11 protein-coding genes are annotated in these 13,431 nt (G+C 46.1%); 8 read left to right on the top strand and 3 right to left on the bottom strand.

Translation table 11 applies throughout. From position 1 onward, the window contains the following. Positions 1-21: 21 nt before the first annotated feature. The gene (locus FEM33_RS04335) at positions 22-1,365 is read right to left on the bottom strand and encodes a deoxyguanosinetriphosphate triphosphohydrolase (RefSeq protein ID WP_139010880.1); all 1,344 of its coding nucleotides are present in this window, start codon (positions 1,363-1,365) and stop codon (positions 22-24) included. Between the two features lie 143 nt (positions 1,366-1,508). Here FEM33_RS04335 and FEM33_RS04330 point away from each other — a divergent pair, with 143 nt between their 5' ends. The 4 genes from FEM33_RS04330 (at position 1,509) to FEM33_RS04315 (ending at position 4,779) form a co-directional block, all read left to right on the top strand. Next, entirely contained in the window at positions 1,509-2,582 is a 1,074-nt protein-coding gene (locus tag FEM33_RS04330; RefSeq protein WP_229214081.1) for a DUF3500 domain-containing protein, read from the top strand. A gap of 60 nt (positions 2,583-2,642) precedes the next feature. Then, on the top strand, positions 2,643-3,317 hold the full coding sequence (locus tag FEM33_RS04325) for a pseudouridine synthase (RefSeq protein WP_139010879.1): 675 nt from the start codon (positions 2,643-2,645) through the stop codon (positions 3,315-3,317). A gap of 78 nt (positions 3,318-3,395) precedes the next feature. Further along, on the top strand, positions 3,396-3,764 hold the full coding sequence (locus tag FEM33_RS04320) for a YccF domain-containing protein (protein WP_139010878.1): 369 nt from the start codon (positions 3,396-3,398) through the stop codon (positions 3,762-3,764). 22 nt (positions 3,765-3,786) lie between these two features. Beyond that, positions 3,787-4,779, top strand: coding sequence for an NAD(P)H-quinone oxidoreductase (locus tag FEM33_RS04315; RefSeq protein WP_139010877.1), 993 nt, complete (start codon positions 3,787-3,789; stop codon positions 4,777-4,779). A gap of 131 nt (positions 4,780-4,910) precedes the next feature. On the opposite strand, the gene FEM33_RS04310 is transcribed toward FEM33_RS04315, so the two are convergent. Further along, positions 4,911-6,869 (bottom strand): TonB-dependent receptor plug domain-containing protein, encoded by a 1,959-nt coding sequence (locus FEM33_RS04310; protein ID WP_139010876.1) that lies wholly within the window; start codon positions 6,867-6,869, stop codon positions 4,911-4,913. Between the two features lie 132 nt (positions 6,870-7,001). Here FEM33_RS04310 and pdxR point away from each other — a divergent pair, with 132 nt between their 5' ends. From pdxR to FEM33_RS04290, 4 genes are all read left to right on the top strand, one after another. Further along, complete coding sequence (pdxR, locus tag FEM33_RS04305) at positions 7,002-8,489, top strand: MocR-like pyridoxine biosynthesis transcription factor PdxR (protein ID WP_139010875.1); 1,488 nt, start codon at positions 7,002-7,004, stop codon at positions 8,487-8,489. A 92-nt stretch (positions 8,490-8,581) separates the two neighbouring features. After that, on the top strand, positions 8,582-9,928 hold the full coding sequence (locus FEM33_RS04300) for a D-arabinono-1,4-lactone oxidase (RefSeq protein WP_139010874.1): 1,347 nt from the start codon (positions 8,582-8,584) through the stop codon (positions 9,926-9,928). A gap of 219 nt (positions 9,929-10,147) precedes the next feature. Beyond that, positions 10,148-10,822: a TetR family transcriptional regulator C-terminal domain-containing protein gene (locus tag FEM33_RS04295; protein ID WP_139010873.1), complete on the top strand. Its 675-nt coding sequence runs from the start codon at positions 10,148-10,150 to the stop codon at positions 10,820-10,822. Between the two features lie 2 nt (positions 10,823-10,824). Further along, positions 10,825-12,126 (top strand): ABC1 kinase family protein, encoded by a 1,302-nt coding sequence (locus FEM33_RS04290; protein WP_139010872.1) that lies wholly within the window; start codon positions 10,825-10,827, stop codon positions 12,124-12,126. Between the two features lie 119 nt (positions 12,127-12,245). On the opposite strand, the gene FEM33_RS04285 is transcribed toward FEM33_RS04290, so the two are convergent. Beyond that, positions 12,246-13,361 (bottom strand): AI-2E family transporter, encoded by a 1,116-nt coding sequence (locus tag FEM33_RS04285; protein WP_139010871.1) that lies wholly within the window; start codon positions 13,359-13,361, stop codon positions 12,246-12,248. Between the last annotated feature and the right edge of the window lie 70 nt (positions 13,362-13,431).

The following is a 13,431-nucleotide window of genomic DNA, read 5'->3' as shown; positions in this document are numbered from 1 at the left end:
ATGATTTGTAATAAGTGTAAATTATCCGATAGCCGGAAATGAAATGCCTTTGATCTTCCTGAACAGCTCAACGGCATACAGATCCGTCATGCCGGAAACAAAATCCAGAACAGTCTGGATTTTCGAAAATTCATCCGTTCTGGACGTGATGAACTGCTTGGGGATCAGCTCAACGAGCTTTCTGGTGTAATGCGAATTATTATGAATGTAGGCAGGAATAAATTCTTCCAGCAGCCCGCCCATAACTTTGTAACCGGCCACTTCAATCTGCACAACGGAAGAGTAATTGTAGATTTTGTTAATGGAAATTCTCGTGATTTCCTGCATGACCGATCGGTAAGGCTCGCGGATCATTTCCAGCAGTCCGTAGTTGAAACTGCCTTCCAGAATGGCTTCCTGTTCATTGTAAAAAAGCTCGGAACACGAGCCGATAAGCGTACTGATGGATTTGGCACGCAGGAAACTGATCCGGGCATCGTCATCCTCAATTTCAGCCAGCCGGGATTCCATTTTCGGATCATTGCAAAGCCTGAGCAGCAAGTTTTCAACTTCCTGATACGACAGGATTTTAAGCCGGTGCGCATCTTCCAGATCAATGATGCTGTAACAGATATCATCGGCTGCTTCCACAAGGTACACGAGCGGATGACGTTTGTAAACCAGCGGCGAGTCGCTTACTTTATTCAGTCCGAGTTCGGATGCTATTTTCTGAAAACCAGTCATTTCAGACTGGAAGAAGCCGTATTTTTTGGTATAAATATGCGTTTTGTCATGGCCTGCAATGGACTCGCACGGATACTTGGCAATAGCCGCCAGTGTAGAATAGGTAAGCGCAAAGCTGCCGTAACCTTTTCCGGCATACGGATGCGTCAGAATGCGGAATGCATTGGCGTTTCCTTCAAAGTTCGCAAGATCGGCCCATTGCGCTTCGCTGACCTTACTTTTATATGCAAGTCCGGGGCCGTTGGTAAAATAATGTGAAATCGCCGCTTCTCCGGAATGCCCGAATGCCGGGTTGCCGAGATCGTGCGCAAGGCATGCCGCCGAAATGATGTTCCCGATTTCACTGATCAGCGGAAGCTTTTCGTCAATGTTCGGATTGTCTGCTTTCAGTTTGTTGTAAAATATCCGTCCCAGCGACTTTCCCACGCTGGCGACTTCCAGGCTGTGTGTAAGTCGGTTATGAACAAAAATGCTTCCGGGCAGCGGAAAAACCTGCGTTTTGTTCTGAAGTCTGCGAAATGGCGAAGAAAAAATGAGCCGGTCGTAATCCCTTTGAAATTCGGAACGCGCCTCGGCCGGATCGGCATTGTATTTATCTTCACTTCCCCATCGTTTGGCAGAAAGTAGTTTTTCCCAGATCATTGTCAGAATAGTTAGCTAAAAACAAATCTAAATGCTTTTTATGATATTCTGGCGATTGAACATATGCGGAAAGGTAGTTTCCTGAAATACAATTCTTTTGATTTTGTCAAGAACAAATTGGGTTATTTTAAATCTGAAATCATATGAAAATTTGGAAATATCTGCTTTTTGTTGGCTGTTTAATAAGCAGTTCTTTTGTCGCGCCTGCGGAAAAGATTTTTGAAAAAAGGGTTGTTAAAGATGAACAACTGGCAAAGCAGATGTCGGAAGCAGCCATTTCATTTCTCGGAACACTGGGCGAAGACCAGAAAAAAACAGCCGTTGTGCCTTTTACGGATTTGTCCAGATTTGACTGGCATTTTACGCCGCGTACAAGAAAAGGACTTCCTCTTAAAAATATGTATGCCGCACAGCGCCGCTTGGCCATGGCTATGGTGCAGCTCGTTCTGAGCCCGGAAGGATACAGCAAAGCGGAGCAGATTATTGATCTGGAAAATGTACTGCGCGTTGTGGAAAACCGTCCGCCAAATGATACCTACCGCGATCCGGAGAACTTTGCATTTCTGATTTTCGGAAAACCTGGCGGCAGCGATCCGTGGGGCTGGCGCGTGGAAGGGCATCATTTGTCACTTCATTTTTCATCCATTGATGGCGAAGTTACTTATACGCCGAGCTTTATGGGCAGCAATCCCGGCAAGGTGCTGGCGGATGTGCCGCAGAAAGGCAAAAGGATTCTGAAATCGGAACAAGACTTGGCGTTTGAACTTTTACACAGCATGAATGCATCGCAGCATGAAAAAGCCGTACTCGGAGAACAGTCGCCCAATGAAATTTTTACATCCAACAGCAGGAAAGCTTCTCTTGACAAAATGGAAGGAATTCCGATGAGCGAATTAAACGGCGAGCAGAAAGACCTTTTCCGGCAACTGATCATGGCGTATCTGAACCGTTATCATGTCACGCTGAAAAACCAGCAATGGGACAAACTGGAAAAAGCGGATATCAATAAAATTCATTTTGCCTGGATGGGCGACAAAGAAGCCGTTATCGGAGCAAACCACGGGCAGTATTACCGCATTCACGGACCGGGATTTCTGATCGAATACGACAATACGCAAAACGGCGGCAACCATATTCATACCGTTGTAAGGGACTTGACAAATGATTTCGGTGAAGACCTGCTGAAAATGCATTATGAAAAAGCGCATGCAAAATGATTTAATACATGTACTTTAGATATTATTTCACATTCAGGAAATCATACCTAAAGTAAAAGAATGCCCGATCCGTCCGAGGAAAATACAATTTCGCAGCCTTACCGTTACTTTATCATCAACAAGCCGGCCCATATGGTTTCGCAGTTTGTAAGTCCGCACAATGTCGGCTTGCTCGGTGACCTTGCATTTGACTTTCCTGAAGGCACGCACGCAGTCGGAAGGCTGGATAGTGATTCGGAAGGGTTGCTGATCCTGACGACAAACAAAAAAGTCACAAACCTGCTGTTTCTGGGGGAAATTCCTCACAAAAGAACGTATTGGGTCAATGTTGCGCATGAGGTCCGTCCGGAAACACTGGAACGGCTACGGAACGGCATCCATATCGAAGTAAAAGGCGGAGTTCAGTACCTTACCGCGCCATGCGAAGTGGAAATTATCCCGAGACCCGAAATGCTGTCGAAGCTCAGAAATGAAGAACGGGAAAATGTATCCAATACATGGCTGCGGATTTCACTGACGGAAGGAAAATATCATCAGGTCAGAAAAATGGTGCGTACCGCCGGGCATCGCTGCAGGCGTCTGGTACGGACAAGCATAGAAGATCTTCAGCTCGACGGACTTGAACCCGGCGGCGTAAGGGAAATAGAAGAAGATGCATTTTTTCGTCTGCTCAAAATCCGTAACTGGAAATCCGGCGTTTCCTCCGGTGATCTTGCGCTCGCACCGCCGGTATAAAACGCGGTTCTTCATCCTCCGATAAATTTAAATTCATGCATTGGTTTATATCATTTCGGACATCAAACATTTAACGGCATGAACCTGATCGGAAACATTATATGGCTTGTATTTGGCGGATTTATCGTATTTCTTGAATACATGATCGCAGGATTTCTGCTTTGTATAACCATCATCGGGATTCCGTTCGGCATCCAATGTTTTAAAATCGGCATGCTTACTTTATTTCCCTTCGGACAGCAGGTTCGTGAAGTTCCCGGTGAAACCGGCTGCCTGTCTACACTGTTCAACATTATCTGGATCTGCATCGGCGGTATCTGGATCGCGCTTACGCATCTGATCTTTGGAATACTTCTTGCAATAACCATTATCGGATTGCCTTTTGCCAGGCAGCATTTCAAGCTCATGAGCCTGTCATTTACACCTTTCGGCAAAGAAATCTATTAGTTATTGTACCAAAATCCAAAGCATGAAAGCTGTTGTAATTACGAATCCGGGCGCGCCCAACGTACTGGAAATTCAGGAGCGGCCCGTTCCGGAAATCGGTGCCGATGAAGTTTTAATAAAAGTGTATGCAGCCGGCGTCAACCGCCCGGACGTGTTTCAGCGAAAAGGAAATTATCCCGCGCCTCCGGGTGCGCCGCAGGATATTCCCGGGCTGGAAGTAGCCGGTATTATTGAACAAACGGGCAGCGATGTTACGGGCTGGAAAATGGGTGATAAAGTCTGCGCATTGCTTGCGGGCGGCGGATATGCGGAATTTGTAAAGGTAAATGCACGACATTGTTTGCCCATACCGGCCGGGTTCAGCTTTGCCGAGGCGGCATCTTTACCGGAAACCGTTTTTACCGTCTGGCATAATGTATTTCAGAGAGGCAGTTTGCAGCAAGGCGAACATTTTCTTGTGCACGGCGGAAGCAGCGGCATCGGGATCACGGCTATACAGCTTGCAAAGGCTTTCGGTGCAAAAGTATTTACAACGGCCGGCTCAGACGAGAAATGCAAGGCATGTGATGAACTCGGCGCCGATTTGAGCATTAATTACAAAGCCGCCGATTTTGAAACAGAACTGAAAAACCATGGCGTTGACGTCATTCTGGATATGGTCGGAGGCGGTTACATTCCAAAAAATATCCGCTTGCTCAACACGGACGGAAGACTGGTTTTTATCAATATGATGAACGGAAGCACGGTGAAATCTTTGGAAGATCCGCTGGATTTCAGTCTCGTTATGCGCAACCGGCTCACTATTACAGGCAGTACTTTACGCAACAGGAATGCTGCTTTCAAAGCAGCGCTGACCAAAGAAATCAGAAAAAATGTATGGCCCGTCATGGAAAGCGGCCGGTTTAAGCCGGTTATTTTTGCCCAATTCCCGCTTGCCGAAGCTTCCATGGCGCATGAATTGATGGAAGACGGAAGCCATATCGGGAAAATTGTTTTGCTGGCTATTAGCGATTAGCGACTAGCTATTAGCTGTTGGCTATTAGCGATTAGCTGTTGGCAACTAGTTGTTAGCTATTATACTTTTAAATCGTTAACCGCTAATTGCTAAAAGCTAACCGCTAAAAGCTGAACGCTAACTGCTAAAAGCTAATCAATACTGAATTTCAACCCGCCCATCAGCCAGCGTCCCGGCATTCGGGAACCCAGCAAGTCGCTGTATTGGGTATCAAATGCATTGTCTGCCTGCACAAAAGCTGCCAGTTTTCTGCTGTAAAATGCATATTCTGCTCTGGCGTTCAAAACAAAATATTCCTTTGTAATGGCAGCTTCGATAGCAGATGCTTCGCGCGCAGCTCTTGCTTTATAAATGCCATTGATACTGAAAGAAAAGTTTGAATGCTGGTAAATCGCTGAAAAATTGGTCAGAAACTTGGCATGTGAGGAAATATAGAATGAAGTTACTGCCTCGCCGCTTTCACTGTCGAGCCACGTCAGTCCGGAATTCAGGATCAGTTTCCGGTTTTCACTGAAAGCATTTACAAGCTGCATATCCAGTTCCAATCCGGTCGTATTTACATTTGCGATATTTCTGGCCAGACCGAATGTTCCCGTCGGTGAAAGATTGTCTTTTCTCGGCATTTGTGCATAGGGCGTAATTACATAATCAATGAGATCGTTTTGCAGTCTTTGAAAAAAGGTGCCCGAGATTTTGAGCTGCGTTGCATTGCTTTTGGTCAGGAACCAGTCGGCTCCTGCTTCGTAACTGAACGACTTCTCCGCGCTCAAATCCGGATTTCCGACGTTGCCGCCTGTTACAATGGCTTTGTTGTAATTGTTGAACCTTTCCGTAAAATCGGCATCGCGGATTGTTTTTCCGGCACTTCCGCGCAGTTGCCAGCTTCCTTTTTTGTAGGACACATTAATCTGCGGCACGAGCTCCGTACCGATATTTTCACGCCAGTCCAAGCGAACGGACGGACTTACCGTAACGTTTTCACCAATGTTCTGAGACAATGAAACAAACGGTGCCAGTTGATTGATTGTATGGTTTCCGCGGTCGTTGGAAGAAATTTTCCTGTTCTGGTAATTGATTCCGCTGATAAGACTTGTATGCTGGCTTAATGTCTGCTGCCATGTCAGCAAACCCTGCCATAACTGCGACTTGCTGTTGTTTGCAATGGCATGCGGATTAAACTGATACCGGTCATTTACAGCTTTGTAACCGCCGCTAAAAGAAACATTTGTGCTGCTTTTTTTATAACCGATCCGGAACTGGTTCCAGGAAGTTTTTACGATTTCACTCGCCGTATCCGATTTAATGACGGTATAAAAATTCTGTGCGGCAAAATCGCGGTGGTCGTAAGAGCTTCGCACGGCTGCTTCCCAGTTTGGCGAAATGGCGTAAGAAAGCGAAAGAGACGCCGTATTGTTGTTGAAATAGCCTTTAATCCCGCGCTGCTGCACGCCGGAAGCATTATTTGTGATCAATCCGCCGGAAAGGGCCAGTTTGTTTCTTTGGATAAAAGCGCCTGCATTCACATTGAAAAGTCCGTATTGTCCGCCGGTTACGGCTGCATTAACCGTCGTTTTCCGGATATTTTCCTGCGGATTTTCAGCATGCAGTCTGGCCGAGAAAGTTTTGGTAATCACATGGATAACGCCGCCCACGGCATCCGAACCGTAAATGGCGGACGAGGCACCTTTCAGAACCTCGATACGGTCAATTTCAGAAGCGGCAACGGGAATGTAGCTGTTAAAATGGCCCGTATTCGGATCGTTCAGGCGAAGCCCGTCCAGGATAACCAGCACCTGCTGGAACGTACCGCCACGCAGTACAATATCGCTTTGGGAACCCATTGGCCCGCGTGCCTGCATTTCCACACCCGGCACATAGCGCAGAAGTTCATCAATACTGTTTACCGGAAGATCCTGAAAGTATTCGCCTTTGATCACGGCAATGTTGCGGCCCGTTTGTGACGCCCTTTTTTCTGTTATGGAAGAAGTAACCGTAACCGGGTCCAGCGAAATTTCCTGCGCTACGGCTTTCTGACAACCAAGCAGGAAAATACAGAAAAAGAAGATTTTTGAAAGAACTGAAATATGCATAGAATGCATTGAAACGTGACTTTTCAAGTCGGAATTAAGTGTTTTATTAAACATCATTTCACTGTAACATTTCACTGTTTTCTTCAAAACTAATACCTTGCCGGACTGTTCACATACTCCGGTTTTGATATAATGAGTAGTCCGGTTGAAATTCCTTTTAAAAGTGTCATTCTGCTGGAACGCGGAACGGCAACGCCCGTTTACCTTCAGATTGCACGGCAAATGATCAATGCCATTCAGCGCGGGGTGCTGAACAAAGGCGTAAAACTGCCCGGCACGCGTACACTGTCCGAAATACTGGAGGTGCACCGTAAAACCGTCGTTGCTGCGTACAACGAACTCGATGCGCAGGGCTGGATTGAAATGCTGCCGAACAAAGGCACATTTGTGACCGACAAGTCGCCGGTTCCGAAAGCGGGTTCATTGCCTTTCAGTGCAGAAAATCTGGTCAGTTATCCTGAAAAAACGGGTTTTTCATTTGAGCAAAGCATGCTGCTCGACAGGCCGGTATCGGTTTCAGGAACGGGACTGGAATTTACAGACGGGCTGCCGGACGTTCGTCTTGCGCCGATGGACAAGCTGGCAAAAGCGTATTCCAGCGTTCTGAAAAGGAGCAACAACCGCAAGTATCTGAATTATGCGCATGTGGAAGGCAACACGTATTTCCGCGACAAACTGGCCATTTACCTCAACAATACGCGCGGCCTGCATATCAGCAGGGAAAATATCATTACAACCCGCGGTATTCAGATGGGCATTTACCTCGCTTCCATGCTGCTGATCCGAAAAGGCGATCATGTAGTTGTGGGCAATCTCAGTTACTATACGGCAAATATGATTTTTCAGCAGGCGGGTGCCAATATTATTTCCGTTCCTGTGGACGATCAGGGGATTTCAGTAGAGGCAGTCAGGAAGCTATGCCTGACAAAGTCCATCCGGATGCTTTACATTACACCGCATCATCATTATCCCACAACGGTTACCCTCAGTGCCGGCCGTCGTGTGGAACTGCTGAACCTCTCGGTGCAGTACGGATTTATCATTCTGGAAGATGACCATGATTATGATTTTCATTACAACAGCAGTCCGGTGTTACCTTTGGCAAGCGCAGACAGTGCGGGAATGGTTGTTTATGTCGGGTCATTCTGCAAGGCACTGGCGCCCGGCCTTCGTAGCGGGTACATTGTGGCGCCGCAAAACCTGATTTCAGAACTCGGTAAATTCCGGCGCATCATTGACCGGCAGAGTGATCTGTTGATGGAACAGGCTTTGGCCGAGCTTCTGGACGAAGGCGAAATACAGCGGCATATCAAAAAAGCGCAGAAAGTTTATCACCAGCGCAGGGATTTGCTGAGTACATTGCTGACGCGGCATTTGAGTGAATACCTGAATTTTACGTCGCCGCCGGGCGGACTGGCGATCTGGACGGAATGGCAAAAGGACATTAATCTCATGCGGCTCAGCAAAGCTTGTCTGAAAAAAGATCTGCTGCTTCCGCAAACGCTGCTTTTCCAGACCGGCCAGCTGAGTGCAGTGCGGCTCGGGTTCGGAAACCTGAATGAACACGAACTGAATGAAGCCATCGGTATCATGAAAGAAGCGCTTGAAAACAAAACGTGAACATCGCCCGGAATGGAATTGAAATCAGAAATTATTAAACTAAATTAGGATTTCAACTTGCAGCTGACGGCAGCTATGTTTTAATCCTGCTTATGAAAAAAAGAACTTTTATAAAACTATCTTCAGCATTAATGGCAGCTCCTTTATTTTCACCGCTGACCGGCTGGGCAGCAGGCACCAAACTGAAAAACTGGGCAGGAAACCTGGAATACAGTTCAGACAAGCTTGAAAACGCCAAGTCGATCAATCAGGTCAGGGAATTTGTAAAAACGCACGACAGATTCAAAGTGCTGGGTACGCGCCATTGCTTCAACAACATTGCGGACACAAAGAATGAATTTGTTTCACTTGTTGAAATGGAAGACGAAATCCGGCTGGATACCGCAAAGAAAACAGTGACCGTCAACTCGGGCATGAAATACGGACGGTTAAGCCCGTATCTGCACGAAAAAGGTTTTGCGCTGCATAATCTGGCTTCCTTGCCGCATATTTCCATTGCCGGTGCCTGCGCAACAGCCACGCACGGTTCAGGCGCAAAAAACGGGAATCTGGCCACGGCTGTATCGGCAATGGAAATGATTCTGGCGAACGGCGAAATCCTAAATCTCAGTCATGAAAAGGACGGTGAAAAGTTCAATGCGGCTGTTGTGCATCTGGGCGCACTGGGCGTCGTAACCAAAATCACACTCGATCTTCAGCCTACATTCATGATGGGCCAGTACGTTTACGAGCATCTTTCGTTTGAACAGCTGAAAAACAATTTTGAAAGGATACAGGCCAGCGGATACAGTGTAAGTCTGTTTACAAACTGGCAAAGCAGGGATATTGCCGAGGTGTGGATCAAGCAAAAAATTGAAAACGACCAGCCCTTAAAAGCGGAACCGGAGTTCTTCGGGGCAAAGCTGGCGACCAAAAACCTGCATCCCATTCCGGAGCTTTCAGCCGAGAACTGCACGGATCAGATGGGTGTTGCCGCGCCGTGGTACGACCGCATGCCGCATTTCAAAATGGGCTTTACGCCCAGCAGCGGCGTGGAACTGCAGTCGGAGTATTTTGTGTCTTCCCAAAATGCGGTCGATGCCATTATGGCAATTTCCCGGCTTGGCGACAAAGTCGGGCCGCATCTGCTTACTTCCGAAATCCGGACGATTGCAGCGGATAATTTCTGGATGAGCCCATGCTACAGGCAGGACAGCGTTGCCATTCATTTTACGTGGAAACAGGACTGGCCGGCCGTCAGCAAACTGCTTCCCGTAATTGAAAAGGAACTGGCACCTTACAACGTGCGCCCGCACTGGGGAAAGCTGTTTACAATTCCGCCGGACGAGCTGGAAAAGAGATATGTGAAAATGCAGGAATTCAGGCAGCTTGCAAAGGAATATGACCCGAAAGGAAAATTCAGGAACGAGTTCCTGAACCTGAATATTTTCAGATCCTGAATTACGCTGAAATCTTACGTAAAATACAGCCGGAAAATGAATATTCCGGCTGTATTTTTTGTTGTATTATAAATACGCACACCGGTTATTTGATGATTGAATCAGGAATTTTCATTAGTCCGTAAATCTTTCAGAAAAATGCCTGAGTGTAAGAAAAAAGCCCTCTTCAGCGTTTGAAATTTAAGTAAATCATCCAGTTTGCTAAACCAAATTAACATAATGGCAACAAAAATAATAGGTGTTACTTCTGAGCCGGAGCCACTCACTTCGGAAAAGATAACCGAGTTATATATGCATTACTGCCTTGAAAATAACAGAAAGCCCGAGTCGGTTTATCTGTTCTGCAAGCAGAACGGAATTGTTGAAAAGGAGTTTTACAGGTTTTTTTCTTCCATTGATTCCATTGAAAAAAGCGTGTTTGTAAGCTTTCACAAAATGGCTGTCAATCTGATCAATCAAAGCGGTGAAACGGAAACGCTTGGTTTCCGGGACAAGCTGCTTACTTATTATTACACGTATTTCGAGATTCTGACCGCCAACCGGAGCTACGTTGTTTTTGATCTGAAAGATGAAAAAACAAGGCTGCATAACTCCGCGAAACTGCAGGAATTTAAAAAGCATTTCAAAGCCTTCATTGCCGAAATAAGCGCCGGTTATCTTAAACTGACAAACGACCGCATCCGCAATGCGCAGCAGAAAGCGCTGGAAGAAGGAGCCTGGGTTCAGTTTCTGGTTACATTGCGTTTCTGGCTGGACGATGAGTCCATCGGTTTTGAGAAAACGGACCTTTTTATAGAAAAATCGATTCGCGCTACTTTTGATCTGATTGATATAACGCCATTTGAAAGCGTGATCGATTTTGGTAAATTTTTAATCAAAGAAAAATTAAAGTAGGAATGGAGACCATAGACAGCATACCTACTTCCAAAATCCAGCGTGCAGGCAAACTGATTTCAACAGGAGTAAAAATAGGAGGGAATTACCTCAAATATTACGGCGAGAAAATCACCAATCCGGAATCGGCAAGGGATAACCTGAACAGTAACAATGCCGAGGATATTTATGACGGTCTGAAAAACCTGAAAGGCAGTGCTTTGAAACTGGCGCAGATGCTGAGCATGGAAAAGAACTTCCTGCCGCAGGCGTATGTGGAGAAGTTTTCATTGTCACAGTTTTCCGTACCGCCTTTGTCTGCACCGCTGGTTGTCAAGACATTCAAAAAATATTTCGGCAAAGCGCCGCTCGATCTGTTTGATTCCTTTGACGCCAACGCGATCAATGCGGCAAGTATTGGTCAAGTGCATAAAGCTACGCTGAACGGAAAGGAACTGGCGGTGAAAATCCAGTATCCCGGCGTTGCGGAAAGTATTTCAACAGACCTTGCGCTTGTGAAACCCATTGCCATGAAAATGTTCAATATTCAGGCAAAAGACTCTGACAAGTATTTCAAGGAAGTAGAAACAAAGCTTACCGAAGAAACCAATTACATTCTGGAAATTGCGCAGAGCAACGAAGTGGCGCAGGCTTGTGCACACATTCCGAACCTGAAATTTCCGGATTATTATCCTGAATTTTCCTGTGAACGTGTAATTACAATGGACTGGATGAACGGAAAACATTTATCCGAATTTTGCAGGTCCAGCCCGGATCAGGAAACGGCCAACAAAATAGGGCAGGCGCTTTGGGATTTTTATATGTTTCAGGTTCATGAATTGCGCAAGGTGCATGCCGATCCGCATCCGGGTAATTTCCTTGTCGACGAACAGGGAAATCTGATTGCGATTGATTTTGGCTGTATGAAAGAAATTCCCGAGTCGTTTTATGTTCCTTATTTTGAACTTGCCGAGCCGGAAAACCTGAATGACAAAGCGTTTTTCCATTCCAGACTGACTGCGCTCGAAATACTGACGAGCAAGGATACACCGGCAGAAACGGTTTATTTTTCCAATCTGTTCAGGGAAATTCTGATGCTTTTTACGCAGCCTTTTCAGTCCGAAACATTTGATTTTGCGGATGAACAGTTTTTCGGAAAGCTGGCGGCACTGGGTGAAAAGTATGCGAATGACAAGGAGCTGAGGAAAATGAACGTGAACCGCGGTTCGAAGCATTTTATTTACATCAACCGTACTTTTTTCGGTTTGTTCAGCCTGCTTCACGACCTGAAAGCCAATATTGAAACCAGACAGGTTCTGGTGTAAAGTATTTTTTTATAGCTGTTGAAAATTCTGTGAATTGCAATAAATTGTCATTCTGAGCCATGCTCAGAATGACAATTTTTATATTAACTGCACAGTTTTAAGATTTACATCAACAAAGCTCATGCTTCCGCTTCCGGCTTTGGTTTCTTCTTTTTTACCAGCCTGAATATATCGTTGCTTGCCTGTTTGGGCGTCTGGTCGCCAAGCAAGATTCCCCATGGTTTAAGGTTTTCTACCCGGTCAAAAATGGCCTTCATGATTGCGATGGCCGGAATGGACAGAAACATTCCTGAAAAACCTGCAAGTGCGCCGCCGACCAGAACACCAACTATGGAAACCAGCGCATTGATTTTTACCTTGGAGGCAACAATAAGCGGAACCAGAACATTATTATCAATAAGCTGAACGGCTATAAAAACCCCGACAACGCCAAAAATAACATTGATTTCCGGATGACTGATGAAAGTGACCATAACCGCCAGCGCCGTAGCCACCAGTCCGCCGATATAAGGGATCAAATTCAGAATAGCGGCCATAATGCCCAGCAAAATGGCATACTGCACATGCAGGATCAGCAAACCGACTGAATTAAGAACTGCCACAACCGTGGTTTCCAGCAACAATCCAACCATATAGCTCTGGATAATCGACTTGATTTCCGCGAGCACTTCCAGCACCTGCGCTTTGTGTTTTTCTGCAAACAGAACCACCATGAAGTGCAGCAGCATCGTGCGGTAATACAGCAGTAAAAAGGTGTAAATCGGAATCAGGATCAGCGTTCCGAGCGGACCGGTTACAATGCCGAGCGTATCAGCGCCCTGAAAGTTTTCCAGTGTTTTGGATTGTGCATTTTTCAGGTATTGTTCCTGCTGCCGGTAACTTACGCTGTATTCATTTCTGATCCAGCGCCTCGCATCCCGGTAAAAATCATTGATGTTTCTTTTGAGTTTCGGAAGTTCTTCTGAAAAATCGGAAATCTGCATGGAAAGCAAAACACCGATGGCGGAAACAATGAGTACGGCAAGCAATACCGCCAGACTGATGGCTATTAATTTGGGTAATCCGATACGGACCAGCATGTTTTCAACAGGCCGCAGCAAAACAGCGATCAGTCCGGCAAGTGCCAGCGGAACAAGAATATCCTGACCGAGATAAATTCCCAGCATCAGGATGCCGATTCCAAGTAATGAAAGTGCGAATTTCTGATAAAACGGAGGAGGGTCCAGTGAAGTCATTACTTGATTTGAGGTTTAAATTTTATTGAATAAGTGGGTGCCGGCTTTTAGCTGTCAGCTGATTGGTGCA

Source organism: Dyadobacter flavalbus (genome assembly GCF_006149045.1).
GTDB lineage: Bacteria > Bacteroidota > Bacteroidia > Cytophagales > Spirosomataceae > Dyadobacter > Dyadobacter flavalbus.
This window is presented reverse-complemented; position numbering and strand designations above follow the sequence as displayed.

Coding starts and splice junctions, on each gene's coding strand:
- FEM33_RS04335 (WP_139010880.1), bottom strand. CDS start 1,365: ATGATCTGGGAAAAACTACTTTCTGCCAAACGATGGGGAAGTGAAGAT.
- FEM33_RS04330 (WP_229214081.1), top strand. CDS start 1,509: ATGAAAATTTGGAAATATCTGCTTTTTGTTGGCTGTTTAATAAGCAGT.
- FEM33_RS04325 (WP_139010879.1), top strand. CDS start 2,643: ATGCCCGATCCGTCCGAGGAAAATACAATTTCGCAGCCTTACCGTTAC.
- FEM33_RS04320 (WP_139010878.1), top strand. CDS start 3,396: ATGAACCTGATCGGAAACATTATATGGCTTGTATTTGGCGGATTTATC.
- FEM33_RS04315 (WP_139010877.1), top strand. CDS start 3,787: ATGAAAGCTGTTGTAATTACGAATCCGGGCGCGCCCAACGTACTGGAA.
- FEM33_RS04310 (WP_139010876.1), bottom strand. CDS start 6,869: ATGCATATTTCAGTTCTTTCAAAAATCTTCTTTTTCTGTATTTTCCTG.
- pdxR (WP_139010875.1), top strand. CDS start 7,002: ATGAGTAGTCCGGTTGAAATTCCTTTTAAAAGTGTCATTCTGCTGGAA.
- FEM33_RS04300 (WP_139010874.1), top strand. CDS start 8,582: ATGAAAAAAAGAACTTTTATAAAACTATCTTCAGCATTAATGGCAGCT.
- FEM33_RS04295 (WP_139010873.1), top strand. CDS start 10,148: ATGGCAACAAAAATAATAGGTGTTACTTCTGAGCCGGAGCCACTCACT.
- FEM33_RS04290 (WP_139010872.1), top strand. CDS start 10,825: ATGGAGACCATAGACAGCATACCTACTTCCAAAATCCAGCGTGCAGGC.
- FEM33_RS04285 (WP_139010871.1), bottom strand. CDS start 13,361: ATGACTTCACTGGACCCTCCTCCGTTTTATCAGAAATTCGCACTTTCA.